Origin of the sequence: Paenibacillus sp. YYML68, assembly GCF_027923405.1 — a bacterium.
Lineage (GTDB): Bacteria > Bacillota > Bacilli > Paenibacillales > NBRC-103111 > Paenibacillus_G.
In genome coordinates this window covers 3,850,606-3,872,783 of the sequence record NZ_BQYI01000001.1, presented here as the reverse complement: position 1 = coordinate 3,872,783, position 22,178 = coordinate 3,850,606, and the positions used below count along the sequence as shown (strand labels likewise).

Annotated in this window: 24 protein-coding genes and 1 other annotated feature; of the genes, 18 read left to right on the top strand and 6 right to left on the bottom strand. The window is 55.6% G+C overall.

Annotation, left to right across the window (positions count from 1 at the left end):
• Positions 1–92 precede the first annotated feature (92 nt).
• Together PAE68_RS17400 and PAE68_RS17395 are read right to left on the bottom strand one after the other, a co-directional pair.
• Complete coding sequence (locus tag PAE68_RS17400; RefSeq protein WP_281889045.1) at positions 93–1,124, bottom strand: anthranilate phosphoribosyltransferase; 1,032 nt, start codon at positions 1,122–1,124, stop codon at positions 93–95.
• Positions 1,121–1,741: an ANTAR domain-containing response regulator gene (locus PAE68_RS17395; protein ID WP_281889043.1), complete on the bottom strand. Its 621-nt coding sequence runs from the start codon at positions 1,739–1,741 to the stop codon at positions 1,121–1,123. Before PAE68_RS17395 ends, PAE68_RS17400 begins: the two co-directional genes overlap by 4 nt.
• Positions 1,742–2,220: 479 nt before the next feature.
• Between PAE68_RS17395 and PAE68_RS17390 the strand changes: the two genes are divergently transcribed.
• Together PAE68_RS17390 and PAE68_RS17385 are read left to right on the top strand one after the other, a co-directional pair.
• The gene (locus PAE68_RS17390) at positions 2,221–3,456 is read left to right on the top strand and encodes a nitrate/nitrite transporter (RefSeq protein WP_281889041.1); all 1,236 of its coding nucleotides are present in this window, start codon (positions 2,221–2,223) and stop codon (positions 3,454–3,456) included.
• Positions 3,457–3,858: 402 nt separating this feature from the next.
• Positions 3,859–4,839 carry an alpha/beta hydrolase gene (locus PAE68_RS17385; RefSeq protein ID WP_281889039.1) on the top strand — a complete coding sequence of 327 codons (981 nt, stop codon included), beginning with the start codon at positions 3,859–3,861 and terminating at the stop codon, positions 4,837–4,839.
• Between the two features lie 126 nt (positions 4,840–4,965).
• On the opposite strand, the gene PAE68_RS17380 is transcribed toward PAE68_RS17385, so the two are convergent.
• Positions 4,966–5,751, bottom strand: coding sequence for a stalk domain-containing protein (locus PAE68_RS17380; protein WP_281889038.1), 786 nt, complete (start codon positions 5,749–5,751; stop codon positions 4,966–4,968).
• 197 nt (positions 5,752–5,948) lie between these two features.
• Here PAE68_RS17380 and PAE68_RS17375 point away from each other — a divergent pair, with 197 nt between their 5' ends.
• The 8 genes from PAE68_RS17375 to obgE all read left to right on the top strand — a co-directional run bounded on the left by PAE68_RS17375 (position 5,949) and on the right by obgE (position 12,314).
• The gene (locus tag PAE68_RS17375) at positions 5,949–6,896 is read left to right on the top strand and encodes a M23 family metallopeptidase (RefSeq protein WP_281889035.1); all 948 of its coding nucleotides are present in this window, start codon (positions 5,949–5,951) and stop codon (positions 6,894–6,896) included.
• Positions 6,889–7,785, top strand: coding sequence for a site-2 protease family protein (locus PAE68_RS17370; RefSeq protein ID WP_281889033.1), 897 nt, complete (start codon positions 6,889–6,891; stop codon positions 7,783–7,785). The genes PAE68_RS17375 and PAE68_RS17370 overlap by 8 nt, the downstream gene beginning before the upstream one ends.
• 36 nt (positions 7,786–7,821) lie before the next feature.
• Positions 7,822–9,060 carry an Rne/Rng family ribonuclease gene (locus PAE68_RS17365; protein WP_281889031.1) on the top strand — a complete coding sequence of 413 codons (1,239 nt, stop codon included), beginning with the start codon at positions 7,822–7,824 and terminating at the stop codon, positions 9,058–9,060.
• Between the two features lie 50 nt (positions 9,061–9,110).
• Positions 9,111–9,199 (top strand) — a sequence feature (ribosomal protein L21 leader region).
• A gap of 11 nt (positions 9,200–9,210) precedes the next feature.
• Complete coding sequence (gene rplU / locus PAE68_RS17360; protein ID WP_281889030.1) at positions 9,211–9,522, top strand: 50S ribosomal protein L21; 312 nt, start codon at positions 9,211–9,213, stop codon at positions 9,520–9,522.
• 5 nt (positions 9,523–9,527) lie between these two features.
• Positions 9,528–9,866, top strand: coding sequence for a ribosomal-processing cysteine protease Prp (locus PAE68_RS17355; protein ID WP_281889029.1), 339 nt, complete (start codon positions 9,528–9,530; stop codon positions 9,864–9,866).
• A 14-nt stretch (positions 9,867–9,880) separates the two neighbouring features.
• Positions 9,881–10,192: a 50S ribosomal protein L27 gene (gene rpmA / locus PAE68_RS17350; RefSeq protein ID WP_281889028.1), complete on the top strand. Its 312-nt coding sequence runs from the start codon at positions 9,881–9,883 to the stop codon at positions 10,190–10,192.
• A gap of 134 nt (positions 10,193–10,326) precedes the next feature.
• Positions 10,327–10,983 carry a Spo0B domain-containing protein gene (locus PAE68_RS17345; protein ID WP_281889027.1) on the top strand — a complete coding sequence of 219 codons (657 nt, stop codon included), beginning with the start codon at positions 10,327–10,329 and terminating at the stop codon, positions 10,981–10,983.
• A gap of 26 nt (positions 10,984–11,009) precedes the next feature.
• Positions 11,010–12,314 carry a GTPase ObgE gene (gene obgE / locus PAE68_RS17340; protein ID WP_281889025.1) on the top strand — a complete coding sequence of 435 codons (1,305 nt, stop codon included), beginning with the start codon at positions 11,010–11,012 and terminating at the stop codon, positions 12,312–12,314.
• Between the two features lie 159 nt (positions 12,315–12,473).
• Here the strand turns inward: obgE and PAE68_RS17335 are convergent, their stop codons facing one another.
• The gene (locus PAE68_RS17335) at positions 12,474–12,788 is read right to left on the bottom strand and encodes an MTH1187 family thiamine-binding protein (RefSeq protein WP_281889023.1); all 315 of its coding nucleotides are present in this window, start codon (positions 12,786–12,788) and stop codon (positions 12,474–12,476) included.
• Positions 12,789–12,840: 52 nt separating this feature from the next.
• Positions 12,841–13,344, bottom strand: coding sequence for an NUDIX domain-containing protein (locus PAE68_RS17330; protein ID WP_281889021.1), 504 nt, complete (start codon positions 13,342–13,344; stop codon positions 12,841–12,843).
• A 185-nt stretch (positions 13,345–13,529) separates the two neighbouring features.
• Here PAE68_RS17330 and PAE68_RS17325 point away from each other — a divergent pair, with 185 nt between their 5' ends.
• From PAE68_RS17325 to PAE68_RS17305, 5 genes are all read left to right on the top strand, one after another.
• Positions 13,530–13,985, top strand: coding sequence for an ACT domain-containing protein (locus tag PAE68_RS17325; RefSeq protein ID WP_281891117.1), 456 nt, complete (start codon positions 13,530–13,532; stop codon positions 13,983–13,985).
• A 34-nt stretch (positions 13,986–14,019) separates the two neighbouring features.
• Positions 14,020–15,306, top strand: coding sequence for a homoserine dehydrogenase (locus PAE68_RS17320; RefSeq protein WP_281889018.1), 1,287 nt, complete (start codon positions 14,020–14,022; stop codon positions 15,304–15,306).
• Positions 15,307–15,317: 11 nt separating this feature from the next.
• Positions 15,318–16,301, top strand: a complete 984-nt coding sequence (gene thrB / locus PAE68_RS17315) for a homoserine kinase (protein ID WP_281889017.1) — start codon at positions 15,318–15,320, stop codon at positions 16,299–16,301.
• Positions 16,298–17,170, top strand: a complete 873-nt coding sequence (pheA, locus tag PAE68_RS17310; protein WP_281889015.1) for a prephenate dehydratase — start codon at positions 16,298–16,300, stop codon at positions 17,168–17,170. The genes thrB and pheA overlap by 4 nt, the downstream gene beginning before the upstream one ends.
• Positions 17,171–17,355: 185 nt before the next feature.
• On the top strand, positions 17,356–19,332 hold the full coding sequence (locus PAE68_RS17305) for a LysM peptidoglycan-binding domain-containing protein (RefSeq protein WP_281889013.1): 1,977 nt from the start codon (positions 17,356–17,358) through the stop codon (positions 19,330–19,332).
• Between the two features lie 89 nt (positions 19,333–19,421).
• Here PAE68_RS17305 and lepB read toward each other — a convergent pair whose 3' ends face one another.
• Entirely contained in the window at positions 19,422–19,970 is a 549-nt protein-coding gene (lepB, locus tag PAE68_RS17300) for a signal peptidase I (RefSeq protein WP_397379503.1), read from the bottom strand.
• A gap of 123 nt (positions 19,971–20,093) precedes the next feature.
• On the opposite strand from lepB, the gene PAE68_RS17295 reads away from it, so the two are divergent.
• From PAE68_RS17295 to ruvA, 3 genes are all read left to right on the top strand, one after another.
• Positions 20,094–20,813 carry a BofC C-terminal domain-containing protein gene (locus PAE68_RS17295; RefSeq protein ID WP_281889008.1) on the top strand — a complete coding sequence of 240 codons (720 nt, stop codon included), beginning with the start codon at positions 20,094–20,096 and terminating at the stop codon, positions 20,811–20,813.
• A gap of 205 nt (positions 20,814–21,018) precedes the next feature.
• Entirely contained in the window at positions 21,019–21,522 is a 504-nt protein-coding gene (gene ruvC, locus PAE68_RS17290; protein WP_281889006.1) for a crossover junction endodeoxyribonuclease RuvC, read from the top strand.
• On the top strand, positions 21,519–22,172 hold the full coding sequence (ruvA, locus tag PAE68_RS17285; protein ID WP_281889004.1) for a Holliday junction branch migration protein RuvA: 654 nt from the start codon (positions 21,519–21,521) through the stop codon (positions 22,170–22,172). The genes ruvC and ruvA overlap by 4 nt, the downstream gene beginning before the upstream one ends.
• Positions 22,173–22,178 lie beyond the last annotated feature (6 nt).

Genomic DNA, 22,178 nt, shown 5'->3' with positions numbered 1-22,178 from the left:
TGCGGGGGAGTATCGCGGTGGGTAAGGTGATGCTTCGGTTTCTGGAGCAGCAATGCCGCAATGAAGCTAAGTCAGCTCCAGCTTCCGCGCTGCTAGCTCGTCGTGCGGGACAGAACGGCGCTGAGCCAGCGCTTGTAGGCAAGCAGCGCTTCTCCTTGCTCGATGGCATGGCGGGCCATGTAGATGCCTTCCTCGATCGAGCCAGCGCGGTGGCTAACCCAGAGGCGTACGGCGCTGTTCAGCAGCACCGGGTTCAGGAGGCCGAGCTCGGCATCGCCTGTTAATACTGACATCGACGCTTCTGCCTGCTGCTCTGGCGTCCATATGCGCTCGATCATTTCACTCTGCAGCTCATACATGTCCGGATCGATAATGAACAGCTCGGCTTGCCCGTCACGAAGTCGGTAAGCTCTTGTTCGTTGGTGCGCTCCGATATCCTCAGAGCCTTCTAATCCTTGGACGACGATGCCGTCCTGCACGCCGAGCGCCAATAGCAGCTCGCTCATTCGCTCGAAGACGGTGCCATGGAAGACGCCGACGGCCATGGCAGACGCATCGGTAGGGCGTAGTAGCTTCTCTGCGGTGTTGAAGATCGTTCGCATGCCTAGCTCCTCCCGCACAGCGCGAAGTCGCCCGAGCGGTGGACACCATTGCTCGGTAGGCACATATATGAAGCCGGACTGTACGGCGGCTTCGGTAAGTGCTGTATAGGTTAGCCGCTCTACGGGTGCGCCTAGCGCCTCTAGCACGTCGCTCACCGCGATGCCGCGCTTGGGCGGCAGACTCGGGCTGCCATGCAGCGTCACTGGCAAGCCGCAGGCGGCCAGCACGAAGGCGGTCGGCACGGTGGCGATGAACGTACGCACCCTGCCGTCGTACGGTCCAGCGCAATCGATGCCATCTGCTATCGGGAACACGGTGCAGCGGCTGCGCAGCGCATCTACGAAGGCGCGCAGCTCATCGGTGGATTCCATCTTCATCCTCTGAGCCATGAGGAAGGCTGCTGTCTGTGCGGTGGTCGCTTCTCCTTCTAATATAGAGAGCGCTCCTCGCAGCGCTTCTTCATAAGTAAGATCTCTCGAGCCGCGCTTGCCGCGGCCAATTTCCCTGAGGAGAGCGATCATCGTCTTCGACCTCCTTTGTTTTCATCCTGCAGCAGTTGATACACCTTCACGATCGAGGTTGCGACATCGACGAGCCGCTTGCGCTCGTTCATAGCTTGCTTTCTGAGAAAATCATAGGCTTCGGCCTCTGATATTTTCTTGATCTCACTGATAATGCGCTTCGCCTGATCGATCCACTTGCGTTCCTCTAGCTTCGCGAGTAGCTGCTCGCGCTCCTGCCGCCATTCGGTCCGCTGGAAATAATGGTTCATGCCGAGCAGCATGGCGCAATGAAGCTCGAGATCGCTCATCGCACCTCCTAATAAGCCGTCTATAGCGGGATCAAGGGTGCATTCATGATTCGGGAACGTATAGCCATTGCACCACCAAAATATAGGCACCGAGCGTACCGATTCGATACGGCCACACCACGAGGCAACGTGGTCTGGGGACACGGCGAGCAGGGCGGCGTCGTAATAGACAGCGGTCGAGGAGAGTTCCTTCTGTGATGTGATGGAATGAACAGTCATTCCTAGATCTTGAAGTCTCGCTTCAGGGGCAGCTTCCGATGCTGGGAGGCGGCCGCTTGTGCCTGCTGTCGGTGAAGGCATATGAATGAGAGCAAATGACTTTAACATATCGACCCTCCCATGCAGTTGCAATTTATGTTAAGTACATGTGAAGTTTTTGGTGAGATCGTATTTCCATAAAGAGAATATAACATAAAATCGGCGCTAGAAATATGAAAAAAATAAGTTTCACAAATTTATGTTAAGTTTATTGACATGAACTTATCTCATGCATATAATAACGATATAAGCCTTACGCGATCACGGCACAATGGTGTGTCGGCGGATAGGCAAAGGCAGTTCGCTTCATCCCAGGCTCAATTAGAGCATTGAAGGATGAGCTTCATGTTCTCCCTTCCCGCAAGGTACAGCAAACGAACAGGCAGAGCCACAACTGGGTGGTTCGCCTGCGGCAATGAGGCCGATGAGCTTACGCCCGATTGTACGGGTGTTGTTCGTCGGCCTTCGTTTATGTTCCGGTGCGGTTCGGGGGACAATAAGGAAAAGTAGAGATACCGGACAGGAATTCAACAAAGGAGAGGGTAAACATGGTCGATCGGAAAAGTTTTTTGCAAAGCGGACACAAAGGTTCATTAATGAGCTCGTTCCTCTATTTTGATGTCAGCTTCATGCTATGGGTGCTGCTCGGGCCTCTTGCCGTATTGATCGCGAGTGACTACAACCTGAACGCAGCGGAGAAGGCGAGTCTGGTTGCACTCCCGGCTCTCGGTGGTTCGATTCTACGTCTTGTGCTCGGCTACTTGACGGACCGGATCGGACCGAAGAAGACCGGGATCGTCGGTATGATCCTGACCGTCATTCCACTCGTATATGGCTGGAAGTTCGCGAACTCCTTAACGGATATGTATTTCGTCGCACTGATGCTCGGAATAGCAGGCGCCAGCTTCGCTGCAGCTCTGCCGCTCGCTAGCCGCTGGTATCCGCCGCAGTATCAAGGTCTTGCGCTCGGTATTGCAGGCGCAGGTAACAGCGGTACGATCTTCAGTACACTATTCGCCAATCGTCTTGCCCAGCATTACGGAGACTGGCACATCGTATTCGGTCTTGCTCTTATTCCGCTTGTCATCGTATTCTTCATCTTCCTGTTCACGGCCAAGGACTCTCCGAATCAGCCAGCTCCGCTGAAGCTGAAGGATTACGGCCGCGTGCTTGCCCAGAAGGATACTTGGCTGTTCTGTCTGTTCTACATGGTCACGTTCGGCGGCTTCTCGGGTATGGCGAACTACTTGACGATCTTCTATAACACCGAGTACGGTCTTAGCCCGGTCATGGCCGCGGATTTCGCCACGATCTGTATTATTGCCGGCTCCTTGTTCCGACCGATCGGCGGCTACTTGTCTGACCGTATGGGTGGCATCCGGATGCTCATGATTTTGTACGGAGTCATAGGTCTGATGCTCGCCATCACAGCAACACTTCCAGCTCTATGGGTCACGACAGGACTTCTGTTCGTTGCGATGATGGGTATGGGTATGGGTAATGGAGCGGTGTTCCAGCTCGTGCCGCAGCGCTTCAGTCAAGAGGTGGGTATTATAACTGGTATTGTCGGTGCGGCAGGCGGTCTTGGTGGCTTCTTCCTTCCGAAAATTCTCGGTAACCTGAAGCTGTCCACAGGCTCCTTCACACCAGGCTTCCTCATTCTTGCTGCAATTGCAGTCAGCTGCATTGTGATCATGGCGATTGTGCAGACGCAGTGGAAGAAGACTTGGATCGGTGAGGGCGGTAAGGTGAAGACCAACTCCATCGATAGCGTGGGTGCTTAATTAGGGGATACTCGGTCGTTAGCGTCTTTGGGTGCGGCGCCTCGCCGCAGCGGGACCCGGACCCAAAGACGTTAACGACCACACGTCTTTGACTGCATTCTTAATTTCATGGGAGCTGTCCTAAGCTCAGACTCTTATCCGCGATTGCGCCAGCGGGTAGGGGTCTTTTTTTGGCGTTTTACTAGTAACAATGGCTTGACTCCGAGGTTCCTACACAGATAAGTCGCCTCCGCTAGTAACAGAGGCCGTTAGGGAAGCCGCACCTATACCAACACCAAATTATCTGTATCGTGCCTCTCTATTAAGATATACTATGAATATCTTGATCAAGTGGAACGAACCATCCATTCCAATAGAACGACTGGATGGGGCTGTTTCAACTCATACCTAAGGAGGGATCGTTTGAATACGTTGATGAAGGTCGTGTTGATTATTGCGATTAGTTCGTCTGTCATCTACCTGGGGATTGCCTATGGATTAGTTCTCCTTATGCCATTAAAGGGGGCGGAGGGCCGTTCGGAGAGCTTACAATTCTCAGATATTGACGCCGACTATACGAGATTGCCGACGCTATCGCAATATGAAACACGTAATCATACCCGGTTACCGTATCGTCACTATCCATCCTCTGCTAATCAAGTTCTGATTATGATTCATGGTTCAAGCTATCATAGCAGCTATTTGCAGCCACTGGCATCCTTCGCAGCACAGAGCGGTCTGGCCACCGTGTATACACCCGACTTGCGCGGACATGGTCCACTGGCGGAGGATCGGGGAGATCTGGACTATATGGGGCAAATCGAGGATGATCTCTACGACTTCATCGATTACGTACAGGCGAAGCATCCCAATCAATCGATTATTCTGGGCGGACATTCCAGCGGCGGCGGTACGGTCCTCCGATTGGCAGGCGGAGAGCGAGCTCATGCAGCTGTCGACCGCTATCTGCTTATCGCACCTTATATCCATCATAATGCGCCGACCTATAACGAGAACAGTAACTGGGCGAATGTCTCGGTTCCTCGATTCGTCGGATTAAGTATGCTGAATCAGCTCGGCATCCGCCATTTAAATGGTCAGGCCGTCCTTTCCTTTAATATGCCTGAGCCTTATCGTAACGGTACTGAAACGTTAATCTACAGCTATCGAATGCAAGTTTCGATGCACCCGCGTGATGATTACCAGGCGGATATTCGCTCATTGAATGGACCTGTGCTCGTCATTGCTGGAGGCGAGGATGAAGCATTTCTAGCCGATCAATATGAACGCGTATTTGAAATAAACCCACTTGTCGAAGTGAGTATTGTCGATGGATTATCCCATTTTCATCCGATTCATGACGAACGAGCACTCAAGGTCATCGGAGATTGGTTAGGTGGATAGCATGTAAATTCGGTCAGCTGCTATATGGTCATGGCGATTGTACCTACGCAGTGGAAGAAGACGTGGAGCGGTAAGGTTGGTAAGATCAAGAGCAGCTCCAACGGATAAGGGTCTTTTTTTGGTGCATTACTGGCTAATCGCGGCGAGAATCAGCTCGTCGATTTCTTGCTTGGATAAGTCCATTTGGCCAATAATCTTGCCAATAGCTGTCGTCTTATCCCCCAAACGATCGATGTGCTCCTGGGGTATATTCAGTTTCTTGAGGTACTCGATGGAGCCTTTGATAAGATCAGCCTCGGTGTAGGTGGTTCGTATCATATGGCCGTCTACCTTGCCTAAGCCAAGAGTGACATATTTGTAGGAGGATAGGTCCTCGTCCGCAAGCAGTTGGATCGTATTGATTCCTTTATGATGCAGCACTTGGTCGACTAGAAGGAAGCTAATCGGTTCAGCCTTGTTATTGTAGAAGGCGAGTGAGCCGCCTATTTCACCTGTTTCTCCGCGGTCGTTTCTAATCTGGAGCGTAATCTTCGTCTGAGAGTCTACCCGTTCGAGTTGGATATTACCAAAGAAAATTCCATGTTGGTTCGTACTGAAGCTGACCTCCTTGCTCCTCACGTGCACTGGTAGTGGCTCTGGCGGCTCGCTCGGAACGCCATAGTTGACAAGGATCTGACGGTTCTCCTCGTCATACCCGATCTTCATACCCGTATGCTCAGCGATGAATCGGATCGGGACATAGGCATGGCCATTGTAGTTCAAGGTTACATATTCGTCTGTTAATGGTTTCGTTTCCTGGTTGAACACATAGCTGACAGGGAACTTATACGCCTGGATTAGCTCGCTCGCGAAGGCAGTTGTTGTGAGGGTTAGCACGCAGCCTGTGATGACACCCATTGCGAATTTTTTCATACGAATCATCCTTCTCTCGATAAAATGGTATTCACTCAGTACAAACCCATTTTTTATTAATTTTATAACATCCTCCCAAGTTAGTTAGACGCGCGTCTTAGAGAAAGGTTTCTGTGTGACTGTCAGCTACTCGCATATTCCCCCGTACAAGCTCATAGGATGAAGGGAACAAGCTATGGGCAAGGAGTGGAGCGGTCTTGAATATACGCAATAACGTTCGTGAACGCCGATATGAGAAAATTCGCAGGCTGCAGCAGCAGGCGTGGCGGCAAGGACGCGGGGAGCCGCGCTTGACCTCAAGCGACCTGCTCGGACGCGAGGAGCTGTACGACGATGCGGGGCGGTACACGCCGCCTTGGCATGGAGGAACGCCGTCGACCCACTATGGCGAGGCTGATGACAGCCGTACGCCCTATTCGATGCAACCTCCCGATCCCGAGGAGGAATGGCGGCGCAAGTACGAGCGGGACTGGTCTGGATTCGGCCGCAGCGACAGCTACGACCCTGCGAGAGGCCAACAGCCGCCGACAGACAGGACGAGCCGCTTCGCCGTGAAGCTGCTGCTAAGCACGTTGCTGTTCGCAGGCGTGTGGGCGATGTACCAGAGCGAGCATCCGCTCGCTGAGCGGGGCAAGCAGCTCGTGACGGCATCGCTGAACGAGCCGATGGATACAGCGGCGCTGACGGCTTGGTACGAGCGGCATTTTGGCACCATACCTTCCATACTGCCCGCGATTCAATCGACGAGGCATCAGGAGGCGGAGAAGGTGGCGGTCGTGCCGAAGCATTATTTTTCGCCTATTGAAGGGAAGCTGCTTGCGCCGTTCTCCACGGAGCTCGGCGGGGTGCTGATGGAGGCGGAGGCAGGTAAGCCGGTATCAGCGGTAGATACGGGACTTGTCGTGTACGCGGGCGATAAGGATGATACAGGGTATACGATTGTGTTGAGACATACAGACGGCATGGAGTCCGTGTACGGGTTGATCGAGCCCGGCACCTTGCAGCTTAACGACTGGGTCAAGGGTGGGGAGACGGTTGGCACGATTGCGAAGCCGAAGTCGGAGAAGTCGGCCGGTACGTTGTTTTTCTCCGTTACGAAGGCGGGCAAGCCTGTCGATCCTGCGGATGTGATTCCTTTTGATTAAGTTGAGGGGCACGCCGTGGAATGTGTGGACGGGCATTACGTTTCGCTTCCATCCGCTGTTCACCTTGCTCATGCTGCTGTCCGTCATTACGGGCTACTTCATCGAGATCGTAACGCTGTTCGTCATCGTCCTCATTCACGAGCTCGGCCACGTCTCGGTGGCGCGCAGCTTCGGGTGGAAGGTGAAGGAGGTGCAGCTGCTGCCCTTCGGCGGCGTGGCTGCGATGGAGGAGGCACCGGGCTCCCGGGCGCTCGAGGAGCTGCTCGTCGCGCTCGGAGGGCCGCTGCAGAATGTGTGGATGATGCTCGTTGCCTATGCGTTGACGCTGTTAGGCTTGATTCCGCAAGCGTGGGGCGACTATTTCATACAAGCGAATGCGTTGATTGCGGCCTTCAACCTGCTGCCTGTGCTGCCGCTCGACGGCGGGCGTATTCTGCAGGTGCTGATCGGACTGTGGCTGCCGTACCAGCGAACGATGCAGGTGTCAACGCTGGTCAGTCTTGTCGTCAGCGGCGTGCTGATTATAGGTGCGGCGTTTCATGTGTGGACGGAGCAGGGCGGCATTTTGTTAAATTGGCTGATGATCGCCTTTTTTTTATTTTATTCCAATTGGCATGACTGGCGGGGAACGCCGTACCGGTTTATGCGATTTTTGCTCAATCGGGAGAAGCGGCTCGAGCATCGGGGGGCAGCTGCCGAGCCGATCTATGCGGCGAGCCGCAGCAGAGCGGGGGATATCGTTAGACTGTTCATGCGTGATAAATATCACGTCGTGTGCGTGCTCGACGAGCGCGATCGTGTGCTTGGGATCGTACCTGAGCGCGCGTTGCTCGACTGTTATTTTGACGAGAGAAGGCGTGGGACGCCATTGGCCGAGCTTTTTGCCTGAGCGGTATGTTACAATAGTGCCGAGGTGTTGCTGCAGATGAAGCGAATATTGGTTAAGTGCAACGAGGAGCTAACCGAGGTAGCCATTCTTGAACAGGGCAAGCTGGCCGAATACTACAAGGGTCATCGTGAGCAGAGTCAGCTGGCCGGCAATATTTATATCGGACGCGTCGAGCGTGTGCTCCAGGGCATGCAGGCGGCGTTCGTTGAGATCGGACTTGAGCGTAACGGCTTTCTTTATATTGATGATCTGCTTCCAGCGAACCTGGATAAGCAGCCGAAGGAGAAGCCTTCCATTCACGAGCTCGTGAAGGTGGGGCAGCACATTATGGTGCAGGTGGTGAAGGAGCCGGTCGGCACGAAGGGGGCGCGTCTGACGACGCATTATTCGATACCCGGGCGCTTCGGCGTCTATATGCCTTATGCGGATTACGTCGGCGTCTCGCGCAAGATCGAGCAGGCAGCCGAGCGCGATAAGCTGAAGCGGATGGCGGAGCGGCTGATTGAGCCGAGCGAGGGCTATATCGTACGCACGGCCGCTCTCGGGGAAACGGAGCAGTCGCTTGCAGCTGATCTAGCCGAGCTGCGCGCCCGCTGGCGGTACATGGAGGAAGCAGTGAAGCGGGGCGGGCACGTGCCTCGTCAAATATTCGGCGATCTGGACATGCTGCCGCGTCTGATTCGCGACGTGTTCCGCGATGACGTTCAGGAGGTGCTGGTCAGCGGCCGTGAGGTGCTGGAGGAAATACGCGCGATGCTGTCAATCGGCTCGCAGCCGCTGGCTGAGCGGGTATATGTGTATGAGGGTGTAGACGTAATGGCCGACTTCGGCATCGCGAAGCAGCTGGAGCAGGGGCTTAGGCGCAAGGTGTGGCTTGACAGCGGCAGCTATCTGATCATCGATCGGACGGAGGCGCTGACGGTGATCGATATCAACACGGGCAAATACACCGGCTCGGTCGATCTCGAGCAGACGGTCTTCGATACGAATCTGGAGGCGGCACGCGAGGTTGCGCGGCTGCTGAGGCTGCGTGACATCGGCGGACTGATCGTGATCGACTTCATTGATATGGAGACCGAGGCGCTGCGCAGCCGGGTGCTCGATGAGCTGGCGCGAGAGACGCGTAAGGATCGGACGAAGACGGTCGTCGTCGGCTGGACGAAGCTCGGGCTTGTGGAGATGACGCGCAAGAAGGTCCGGGACAGCAAGGAGACGACGGTGCCTGAGTCTTGTCAAGCTTGCGGTGGCAGCGGCTTTGCCGATCGTGGAAAATAATCGTTGCATTCGTCATCTGTGCTGTGGTAGAATATTCGAGTGCATTGCTATGCATGCTGTAACCGCACGAAGCGGGTTTATGAAGCGCGCGGCCCGAATAAGGCCAAGCCACCTGGCTAAGGCGAGTCTGAGACATGAGGAGGTGCAACAATGTACGCAATTATTGAAACTGGCGGCAAGCAGTACAAAGTATCCGAGGGCGATGTTCTTTACATCGAGAAGCTCGAGGCTGGTGCTGGCGATGCTGTAACGTTCGACCGCGTATTGGCCGTTTCTAAGGAAACAGGTCTAGTGGTAGGTGCTCCGGTAGTAGCCGGCGCAACGGTATCCGCGAAGGTGGAGAAGCAAGGTAAAGGCGAGAAGATCATCGTTTTCAAATATAAAGCGAAGAAGAACTATCGTCGTAAGCAAGGTCATCGTCAACCGTACACGAAGGTTGTAATCGAGAAGATCCAGGCGTAATCATTATGATTCGCATTGCGATCTATCGGAACACTTCAGGACGGATTGAATGGTATGAGGTCGACGGTCACGCGGAATTCGACGAAGCAGGCAAAGATATTGTGTGCGCAGGCGTATCCGCTGTTACCGTTGGCACGGTCAACGCCATCGAGGCGTTAACCGGAGTGAAGCCTGGCGTCCGTATGAAGCACGGCATGCTCAAGGTGAACGCCTTGGCTGCTGCTGATGCAGAGACGGACGCGAAGGTACAGCTGTTGCTCGAAGGCATGATTGTCATGCTGACGTCTATTGAACAATCGTACGGCGCATATATAGCAATGCAACAAATCACAGTAAATAAGTAAGGAGGTAGACTACTATGTTACAATTGAATCTTCAATTGTTCGCATCCAAGAAGGGTGTAGGTTCGACGAAGAACGGACGTGACAGCATCGCGAAGCGCCTTGGCGTGAAGCGTGCAGACGGTCAAACCGTATCGGCTGGCAGCATCCTCGTTCGTCAGCGCGGAACTAAGATTCATCCGGGCAACAACGTAGGCATCGGCTCCGATGACACGTTGTTCGCGAAGGTGGAGGGCGTTGTGAAGTTCGAGCGTCTTGGCCGCGATCGCAAAAAAGTGAGCGTCTACCCTGCGCAGGCTGCTCCGGTAGCTGCTGCAGTAGAAGTGTAATTCTACGACAACATGTCCAAACCCTGGCGAACGTAGCTCGCCAGGGTTTGTTGTTTTATTAGTGAAGTTGAACACTCATCATGGTATACTAGACGGGAATACTTGGATAATGCAATGGAACGGAGAATTGAAGCATGACCTCAAACGGTAAGGAAGACCAATATCAACAGTCTGCAGCGGTGAAGCCGGGAAGTACGCCTGACGCCAATGAGACTGCTCGGGATACGTCGCAGCAGGACTTACGTTTGCTTCGTCTGTTCAATCACTACCGGCACGATTGGATGAATGACATTCAGATCCTGATGAGCTATGTTCAATTAAAAAAGTATGATAAATTACCTCCAATGATGGAGAAAATAAAAGACAGAGTACAACAGGAGAGCATGATCTCCAACCTTGGACTGCCTTCGCTCGTTGTTTATCTGCTGACGTTCAAGACTGAAGTCAAGGAGCTTCAGCTGAAGGTCAGGATGAATGAGGAGGTTCGACTTCAGAGCTTTGCCGATGCGGACAAGCTCGTGCAGATCGTCAAGGACGTTCTGGAGCTGTACAAGCGGGAGGCGCAGGGAGCTCCGGAATGTGTGGACAACATGCTTTCCTTGACATGGTCTAAGCCCGAAGAACGGCTGCAGCTTGATTTTCGCTATGAGGGCGGCTGCAAGCTGGAGCGGGTACAGGCTCAAGGTGAGCTGCTGGCTAGGCAGTGGAAGCAGCATGGCATTGGTCTGGACACATTATACGGCGAAGGCTGCATCGATTGGACCATTATCTGGACAGCTGGACGTAACTAGAACGGCTACATAAGAGGGTGAACGTAATGTTTGTTGATAAGGCGAAGATTTATGTGAAGGGCGGGGACGGCGGGGACGGTCTCGTTGCGTTTCGCAGAGAGAAGTACGTACCTGAAGGCGGACCCGCAGGCGGTGACGGTGGTCATGGCGGCGACGTTATTTTCCGCGTAGATGAAGGTCTTCGGACGCTCGTCGACTTCCGTTATCAGAAGCACTTCAAGGCTGATCGCGGGGAGAAGGGGCGTAACAAGAGCCAGCACGGGGCGAACGCCGATGATATGATCGTGCGCGTGCCACCGGGCACAGTTGTCGTCGATGACGATACGCAAGAAATTGTAGCCGACCTGACGCGTCACGGTCAAGAGGTCGTCATCGCGAAGGGCGGACGGGGCGGACGGGGCAATACCCGCTTCGCGACGTCGAACAACACCGCTCCTGAGATTGCCGAGAACGGCGAGGAAGGTCAGGAGCGATGGGTCGTGCTCGAGCTGAAGGTGATGGCGGACGTTGGGCTCGTCGGCTTCCCGAGCGTTGGCAAGTCGACGCTGCTGTCGGTCGTGTCGGGCGCAAGACCGAAGATCGGTGCCTATCACTTTACGACGCTGACGCCGAACCTGGGTGTCGTCGACGTCGGAGATGGCCGAAGCTTCGTGATGGCGGACTTGCCGGGATTGATCGAGGGTGCTCACGAGGGTGTCGGTCTCGGACACGAGTTCCTGCGGCATGTCGAGCGGACGAGAATTATCGTTCACGTCGTTGATATGGCAGGGACCGAAGGACGCGATCCGTTCGAGGATTGGCTGAAGATCAATGATGAGCTGCGTCTCTACAACGCGAAGCTGGAGGAGCGTCCGCAGATCATCGCGGCGAACAAGATGGATATACCGGACGCCGAGGAGCATCTGCAGCGGTTCAAGGAGGAGCTCGCCGCAAGAGGGCTGGAGCATCCGATCTATCCGATCTCGGCTGTGTCGAAGTCCGGCGTGCAGGAGCTGCTGTATAAGGTGTCCGATCTTCTGGAGACGATACCGGAGATGCCGCTCGTCGAGGAGATCATTGACCTGTCTGAGCGCAAGGTGTACAAGCTCGAGGCGAGCGACGACGACGAAGCCTTCACCATTCGCCGCGACAATGAAGCGTATGTGGTGGATAGCCCGAGCATCGAGCGGCTGATTAAGCGAACGAACTTCAGCACGCACGAGGCTGTGATGCGCTTCGCCCGCATATTGCGCAAGAAGGGCGTCGATAAGGCGCTGCGCGAGCGCGGGGCGAAGGACGGCACAATCGTGCGCATCGGCGACTTCGAGTTCGAGTTCGTGGAGCACGAGTAATAGGCATTACAGTGACATAAAGTATCGCACTTCAATAGCAGACGAACAGCAAGAAGCCAAGGCAGCGGCGCAGGACGCGGTTGCCTTGGCTTTTGAGCTTTTGATCATAGCAGAAGGTGAAGGTTAAGCTTGCAGCGGACAGGCACAACGGTTCGTGTGCTAGCGGTTCAGCCGTTCGGCTATCGAATGCAGCTTCTGGGCGATCGAGCCTTGCTTGTCCCGTCTGTCGTCGAGCTTAATCGACGTGCAGACGCGATGGGCTCCTTCCGTGAACGGCTGCTCGTGCATGCCCTGCACGACGCGCAGCAGATCGGTGAGCTCACCCTCGACAATCGTGCTCATGGCCGTCATCTCGAACGAAATACGGCCGCCTGCCGATTCCTGCTCGAGATATCGGTGAATACCTGCTACATAAGCGCTTAGACTCGTTGATTCGGTTCCGACTGGAATGACGGTAATTTCGGCGATAGCCATAGTAGATCCCTCCTATTAAGTTGGTACAATATCGGTGAGGCTTGATCGAGAGCTACAGCTGCCCTGGATCGATTAGTGGTGTCCAATGGACGGTCGGTTCGCCGTTCTCCTCGACTCCGGCTGTTCCGACCCAGACGTGGTCGCTCGGTCCATAGGTGAAGTAATGCTCGAGCAGCTTCCGGTATATGAAGGGCAGCTCCCGATTCATGACCAGCTCTCGCGGAATCCAGTGCAGCTCGCCTTCCTCGGATTGTCCGACTATGCGTGTCATCGCTTCCGCGCTGTAAATAAACTGCTGGCGCACCTCGTTCCGATTAAGACGATGCAGGATATACCGCAGTCGCAGCTGCTTGATTTGGTCCAGCTCGAGGCCGGTCTCTTCATGAATTTCCCGAAGCACAGCCTTCTCCGGGTCGTTGATCTCTTCAGGCTCCAGATGTCCGCCGACCGCGGCCCACAGTCCGGGGGACAGGGTGCGGCTCATCGAGCGTTTCATCATGAGCAGCTCGTTATCGTGGAACAGCATGGCGGCTGCGAGCATACGGGTTCGAATCAAGTGGTTCGCTCCTTCTGAAGTAATGGGCTCCGAACGCTCGGAATCCGCTATACGTAGTTACATACAACTTTAACATATTTGCATGTCCGCTGCCTATTGCTTCGGAACGGTTGCTACGCTATAATGTCCACTATATAAGAACAATCGTCTCTGTAGAAAGGACTGTTACCGTGTCTGACAAATCGATGGACGACAACGCGCAGCCGGGGCATCGTTTTTTTCTCGTTCGGGAAGATATGCTTCCAGAGGCGCTAGTGAAGACGGTACAAGCGAAGAGTCTGCTCGCCCGGGGCGACGTCAAGACGATTCATGAGGCGGTGGAGCAGGTGGAGCTCAGCCGCAGCGCCTTTTACAAATATAAGGACGGCATATTCCCTCTAAGCAAGCTGGAGCGCGACCGCATCGTAACGATCTCGCTTGATCTGGAGCATCGCTCGGGCATATTGTCTAAGGTGCTGTCGCTCATCGCGGGCCTCGAGGGCAACGTGCTGACGATTCATCAGACGATACCGCTGCAAGGGATCGCAGGTGTCGTCATATCCGTCGAGATGACGCGGATGGACATGGACGTATCGACGCTGCTCGATCGACTGCGAGGTATGGACGGTGTCAGCCGAGCTATCGTCACGGGACAAGGCTAACAAGGATAGACCTATACAACAAGGAGGAGATTACATGAAAGCTGTTAAGGTAGGATTACTCGGACTCGGTACGGTCGGTACCGGCGTCGTTCGTATTGTAGAAGGGCATCAGCACGACTTGTTGAGCCAGTCCGGCTCCCCGATCGAGATCGCGAAGGTGCTCGTGAAGGACAAGAGCAAGGCACGGAGCATTCAGGTGCCGGAGGAAGCATTGACGGAGAACGCGTGGGACGTGATCGAGGACGCGAGCATTGACATCGTCGTTGAAGTCATGGGCGGCATCGAGCTGTCCAAGGAGCTTATTCTCGCTGCACTGGAGCGTGGCAAGCATGTCGTGACGGCGAATAAGGATCTGATGGCGCTGCACGGGCCGGAGATTCTGGCGAAGGCTGCAGAGAAGGGCTGCGACATATTCTACGAGGCGAGCGTGGCGGGTGGCATCCCGATCATTCGCACGCTGATTGAGGGCTTCACCTCCGATCGCATTACGAAGATTATGGGCATCGTGAACGGCACGACGAACTACATCATGACGAAGATGAGCCAGGAGGGTGCTGCATACGAGGATGTGCTGAAGGAAGCGCAGGCACTCGGCTATGCGGAGGCTGATCCAACGTCTGACGTAGAAGGCTTCGATGCCGCTCGTAAGATGACGATTCTGAGCACGCTCGGCTTCCGTTCCAGCGTAGCGCTGTCCGATGTGACGGTGAAGGGCATCTCCAGCGTATCGAAGGAAGATATTACGTATGGCAAAAAGCTCGGCTACGAGGTCAAGCTGCTCGGCATCGCCGAGAGCGAGGATGACCGTATCAGCATCAGCGTGCAGCCGACGATGGTGAAGCAATCTCACCCGCTCGCCTCGGTGAACGGCGTGTTCAACGCGGTGTACGTCTACGGGGAAGCGGTCGGCGAGACGATGTTCTATGGCCCGGGCGCTGGCGAGCTGCCGACGGCTACGTCCGTGGTCGCGGATCTTGTAGCGGTCGTCCGCAACCTGAACCTCGGCATTAATGGACGCCGCGGCTTCGTGCCATACAAGGAGAAGAAGCTGAAGACCGACGAGCAGATCGAGTCGAAAAACTTCATCCGCCTCCACGTCGCGGACAGAACAGGTGTTCTTGCGCAAATTACACAGGTGTTCGCGGAGTACGAGGTCAGCTTAGAGTCGGTGCTGCAGCATCCGAACGAGCAGAAGCAGGAAGCGGAAATTATTATTATAACTCACAACGCGAACCGCGCAGCGATGAACAAGGTGCTTGGTCGCTTCAATACGATGGATGTCGTGCTCGGCATTAAGAGCGTATATCGGGTAGAAGGGTAGGAGTCGGAACCATGAATGAATCGACGAGGCGCAAGGTGCGCGTGAAGGTGCCTGCAAGCACAGCGAATCTGGGACCCGGCTTCGACACGCTCGGCATGGCGCTGGAGCTGTACGCATGGCTCGACATGAGTATTGCGGATGAGACACGGATTACGCTGTATGGGGATCAGATGAACGGCGTCCCGACGGACAAGAGCAATCTGATCTACAAGGTCGCCCAGCTCGTGTTCGAGCGGGCGGGCGTCCATCATCCGGAGCTGGACATTGCGATGTACAGCGATATTCCGCTGACGCGCGGGCTTGGCAGCAGTGCATCCGCTATTGTAGGGGCGCTCGTAGGCGCGAACGCCTTGATCGGCGAGCCGCTGACGAAGGACGAGCTGTTCCAGATGGCGACCGAGCTGGAGCACCATCCCGACAACGTCGGGGCGTCTCTCTTCGGCGGCATTCTCGTCGCCTTCTGGGACGGGAAGCGGGCGGAGCACATACGCGTCGAGCCGCATGAACGGCTGGAGGCGCTCGTGGCGATTCCGCATTTTCAGCTGTCGACGGAGAAGGCTAGGGACGTGCTGCCTCGGCAGCAGTCGCTGGAGAACGCGGTGTTCAACGTCGGGCACTCGTCCTTGCTCGTTGCGGCGCTCTGTACGGGTCGTCTCGATATGATCAAGCCGGCGATGAAGGATGCGCTGCATCAGCCGTATCGCGCGACGCTCGTGCCTGGTCTGGCCGCTATTCTGGAGGAGGCTCCCGATCACGGCGCGCTAGGCGTTGCGCTGAGCGGAGCCGGTCCGACGATATTGGCGCTAGTCGACCGCGATTCGATCGAGAAGGCAGTGCTTGAGTCCTTCATGCTCGGCAAGCTGAAGCAGGAAGGCATTGAAGCGACGATGCTATGGCTGAACCCGGACAAGCAGGGAGTACGTGTCGATGTGCTGGCCCCTGAGGAGTCAAATGAGACGCTAGAGGATGCCCTTAAGAAGGAGCGTGTAGGATGAAACGGATTTCGTTACTCGGACCCGGGACGTTTACGGAGGAGTCGGCGCACCATTTTCTAGGCGAGCAGACGTTCGAGTATGTGAACTACAAGCTTATCGCTGATGTGTTCCAGTCCACAGTGAATGGATCGACGGATTACAGCGTCATTCCGATTGAGAACACGTTCGAGGGCTCGGTCAGTCTTCATATGGACTGGCTCGTGCATGAGGTGGAGCTGCCGATTCAAGCCGAGTGGGTATACCCGATCTCGATTAACCTGCTTCGGCTTCCGCATGGAGACGAGGAGGCGCTCGATCAGGCGGCCGTCTGCCGCTCGATACGCAAGGTGCTGTCGCATTCGGTGACGATGGCGCAATGCCAGCGCTTCCTGCGCCGGCTGCTGCCGCATGTGGAGCTGGAGCAGGTCGGCAGCAACGGCGAGGCGGCCCGTCTCGTACGGGAGCTGAACGATCCGTCCGTCGCTGCGCTCGCTCCGATCGGCGCGGGAGTGCTGTATGGTCTTGAGACGGTTGCGGCCGGGGTGCAGGATCATCAGAACAATTACACGCGCTTCGTACTAATCGGCCGGGACAAGCCTGAGCTGAGACCTGCACCGTACGTGAAGACGACCATACTGGTGACGCTGCCCGAGGATTATCCGGGCGCTCTGCATCAGGTGCTGTCGGCCTTCGCTTGGCGGCGTATCAACCTGTCGAAGATCGAATCGCGTCCGACGAAGAAGAAGCTTGGCAATTATTTTTTCTATATTGATATTGAGGAATCGATGGATACGGTGCTGCTGCCTGCCGCTCTTCAAGAGATTGAAGCGATCGGCTGTCAGGTGCGCATTATGGGCTGCTACAAGGCCTACTCTTATCCGGCTATGTAGCTGTGTTCTCCAGCCATTCGACGATGCTCGTCTAGAGCGCGTGCGAATGGCTTTTTTTTGTTTTCAGAGGTGGAGCTGAAAATTTTCGAATGAAAATCGGTCAAATGCCCAGAAGGCGTGCATAGACTGATAATGTCATTTTGTTACGGGCTGCTTACAGCGCAAAACTGAAGGAGGTTTATGCATTGAAAATTCATATCGTGAAACCGGGCGACACTCTCTACAAGCTCTGCGAGAAGTACAACGTGGAGCTCGACAAGCTGATTGCGGCCAATCCGCAAATTCCGAATCCGGATGTGCTGGATGTCGGAATGAAGGTGAAGGTGCCGAATGCGCCGAAGCCTCTGCAGCCTCCTACGGACTATCTATATAAGCATGTTGTGCAGCAGGGTGACACGTTGTGGAAGCTGGGCAAGGCGTGGGGCATTCCTCTTGCAGCGATGGTGGCGGCGAATCCTCAGCTGAAAAATCCGAACGTGCTCATGACCGGCGAGCTCGTCTATATTCCGAAGCCGAGCGCAGCTGCAGATGCAAGTCAGCAGCCGAAGGCTGATACGTCGATGCTACAGGCACAGTCGCTGCCGACGGAGATGGCTCCAGTCAGCGAGACGCCGTTGCCAGAGCTGCCGGTTGAGCTGAATGAAGCGCCAAGCGCAGCGCAGCAGGCACCGATGATGCAGCCGCCGATGCCGAATATGGCGCAGCAGGCGCCAGTTATGCAGCCGCCGATGCCGAATATGGCACAGCAGTCTCCGGTAATGGAGCAGGCCGTGCCTAATGTGGCGCAGCAGGCGCCAGTCATGCAGTCGCCAATGCCGAATATGGCGCAGCAGCTGCCGTATGCATCCAATGAGCCGTGGATGCAGCAGCCAGCGTACGGGGCGCAGCTCCCGGGAGGACCGGTGCATGCCGGACAGATGCCTCCGTCCGTCGATCTGTTCCAGCAATATGAGGTGCCTGCAGTAGAGGCAGGCGCTCAGCCGTGGGGTCAGGAGCCGGAGCTGCCTGCTTATCCGAACATGACGCAATCGTTCGCAGCGCCATATGCCTCTGCGCCGAACGTGGGGCCAGCAGCGGAGCTGCCGTACGGCATGATGCCGAACATGGCGCCGAACATGCCGCCACAAGCAGAGCTGCCGTACGGCATGATGCCGAACATGGCGCCGAATATGCCGCCAGCAGCGGAGCTGCCATACGGCATGATGCCGAACATGGCGCCGAATATGCCGCCAGCAGCGGAGCTGCCGTACGGCATGATGCCGAACATGGCGCCGAACATGCCGCCACAAGCAGAGCTGCCGTACGGCATGATGCCGAACATGGCGCCGAATATGCCGCCAGCAGCGGAGCTGCCGTACGGCATGATGCCGAACATGGCGCCGAACATGCCGCCAGCAGCGGAGCTGCCGTACGGCATGATGCCGAACATGGCGCCGAATATGCCGCCAGCAGCGGAGCTGCCGTACGGCATGATGCCGAACATGGCGCCGAATATGCCGCCAGCAGCGGAGCTGCCGTACGGCATGATGCCGAACATGGCACCGAATATGCCGCCACAAGCGGAGCTGCCGTACGGCATGATGCCGAACATGGCGCCGAATATGCCGTATGCTGCACCGATGGCGAATGCGCCTTATGCAGGCATCGTCGGTTATCCGAATATGCCATACCCGACTGCGAACGCGCCAGTGGCAGGAGATGCCGACTGCGGCTGCGGACAGCCGAATGTGCCCCACCCATACCAGCCGGAGGCTGTATCACCTTACGCCCCATACCCAGGGCACCCAGCTCACGGTAATGAATACTACGGCGCTCCAATGGTACCGCACATGACAGGCAGCTATCCGTTCATGGATCAGCCGTTCCAGGTGCATGCGTATCCGGGGCTCGGCGCGATGCCGTTCGCAAGCAATATGCCGTACCCAGCAGTGAATGCACCGTTCACCGATCTTGAGAACGAGGCACCGAACATGCCGGCAGCGGAATCACCGTTAGCGGCGACGAAGGCCGTGAAGGATAAAGATAAGCGAGCTTCCAAGGGGAAGCGCGAGACGCGCCAAGCTTCCGCGCAGGACAGTCTCGCAAGCCTCTTGGAGCGTAACCGCCGCAAGGCCGAGGAGGAGCAGCGTGTCAGAAGAACAAGTCCTTGGCTGAATACGTAAGATAGATGAACGTAGTTAATTATTCATAATGAAAAAGGCCATCTGCCAGCGAACGAAAGTCGCTGCGGATGGCCTGCTTTAGTTTACATCTAAAATTTAATGCCAAGCACATGGTTGAACGGAACGAAGCCGATCTGCCTGCTGTCCTTGCTGTTATTGCGGTTATCTCCTAGGACGAAGACGTGACCTTCCGGAACAGTCCACGTGCGGGGAGGTTCAGGATACATGGGCTCCTTCACGTACGGCTCGTCCAGCAGCTGGCCGTTAAGGAACACTTGGCCATCCTTGATTTCGACCGCATCTCCGGATTTGGCAATGACGCGCTTCACATACATATTCGGATCCTCCTGGTCGCGGATCAACCGAATAAGCGGATGCTCCAGCAGATCATCCTTCCACGTGCGCGGGCGGTCTACACGGCTGTCGATGATGACGATATCACCGTAGTCAGGCTCATACCGAAACGTATGTGACAGCTTCGACACATAGATGCGCTGCTGGTCGTAAAGCGTAGGATCCATCGATTTGCCCAGCACCTTCGTCGGCTGGAAGATGAACATGCCGATTAAGATCGTAAGGACGAGGGCGGCTGCGATGGATCGGACCCAAGCCCATACTTCTTTCAGAAACGACTGCATCGGTAAAATTCCACTTCCCTTCATAGCAACATCACTCTTAAGTATACACCGAAACCGTATAAACGTCGACTCTCATGGCAAAAATAGTAAATCATAAAGGTGTATATAGAGGGGGTCGATGTGATGACCATAAGCGCGTTTTGGAGTCAGTTAAAAAAGCACCTGAAGCGAAGGTTTAGAAGGAAAAAGCGATGGCTTAATTTGGCCGTGATGCTGATCATAATCGGGGCCGGGGCGGCATGGCTCCAAGGAACGGGGCAGGAGGAGGGAGCCCGGCCAAGCGTAGAATGGGAGCGCTGGAAGGACAAGGCCGTGTTCGGCGGCAGCTTGAACGACGAGGAAACTAATCCGGAGGAAGAGGTTAAGGCGATGATCAGTGGGCTATCAGGAAAAAGAGAAGCATACTCCCGCAAGGCGTACTTGTGCGGCGAGGAGGTAGAGCGTATCGGCGTGCTGGATGCGTCCGGCATTCTCGACTATTACTTGAAGCATCCGAGAATGTCCGTCAGCTTAAGTGAAACGAGCGAGGCGGTCTACTTCGTTGAGACAATCAACGACTTGTCGCCCCGCTGTAAGGAGAGTGCCTACTTCGGACTAGACGTACAGGGGAACTTGTCGATCTTCGAGGGTGTGCCTGGCTCGGGGAATGACCATGTGATGCGCACCTTCTTCCAGCTTAACATTGAGCATCTGGAGAGCAGTCTGCCCCGTGAGACCGTTAGGCAGCTGTATCAGGGCATCCGTATTCACGATCTGGACGATTACAACAGCGTGCTGTCGACGCTTAGCGATTATGCAGTTGAGGTGACGGAGAAGGCGATGCAGCCTGCTGCCGTGGAATAGCCGAGTGCTAGCGTGCTCGCGAACGAATAGATAGATGTAGCTTATGGCTCAAGGAATCCCGAGCCCCTGCTGATCACTCCTGCTGGAGTGGAGGCAGGGGCTTATTGGCGTGTTCATCGTGAATAAATTCTGATATAATGGGCAGGTGAATACATATGTTCGCTTCTCGCAGTAGAAGCAACGGGCAGAGGAGCTGGATGAACAGTTGCGCGTATTAGGCATTGACCCGGGGATTGCGATTGTCGGCTTCGGCTTCATTGATAAAGAAGGACATAAGCTGACGCCTGTGCAATACGGCTCGATTCAGACGGAGGCGCATACCGATGATGCGTTTCGCTTGAAGCAGGTGTATGAGGCGATGGTGCAGCTAATTGACAAATATAAGCCGGACGCGGTGGCGATCGAGAAGCTGTTCTTCAATCGCAACGTGACGACAGCGCTGACCGTCGGTCAGGCGCGTGGTGTGCTCATGCTGGCTGCGGTGCAGAAGGGGCTGCCGATCGGCGAATATACGCCGCTTCAGGTGAAGCAGGCGATCGTCGGCTACGGTAAGGCCGAGAAGAAGCAGGTGCAGGAGATGGTGAAGATGTTTCTCAAGCTGTCCGCGGTGCCGAAGCCAGATGATGTCGCCGATGCGCTAGCGGTTGCCATCTGTCATGCGCATTCGTCGGGCTTGTTAGATAAAATGAACGGAGCGATGAGACGATGATCGACTTTCTAAGAGGAACGGTGGCTCATCGCGATCCGGAGTTCGTCGTGCTTGATGTCAGAGGCGTTGGCTACCGCGTATTTTGTGCGAATCCATATGCGGTGGGGGCGAAGGAAGCGGCGAAGGACGGCAAGGATGGCGGAGAAGTCACCTTATATATTCATTATCACGTGCGTGAGGATGCGCACTTGTTGTTCGGCTTCCCGACGCGGGAGGAGCAGGGGCTGTTCCGGCTGCTGCTCGAGGTCAGCGGCATCGGACCGAAGGTGGCGATTGGCGTACTCGCTGGCGGCAAGCCGGAGACGATTGCAGCGGCGATCCGTCAGGATAACATCACGTTCCTCATGAAGCTGCCGGGTATTGGGAAAAAGACGGCCCAGCGCATGGTGCTCGACTTGAAGGACAAGCTCGGCGCGTGGTCGTCAGACGAAGCGGACGCGGTATCGATGGGCATAGGCGCTGTGGCTGCAGAGCCGCTTGGTGGAGGCGCATGGGCGGAGGCGAAGGCTGGGCTGATGTCGCTCGGTTATACGGAGGCGGAGGCCGATCGGGCCGGACAGGCGATTAAGCCGAAGCTTGAGGGCGGCGAAACGACCGACACGGTGATGAAGCTGGCGCTTAAGGCGATTTATCAGCAATCGATGTCTTGATTGGGC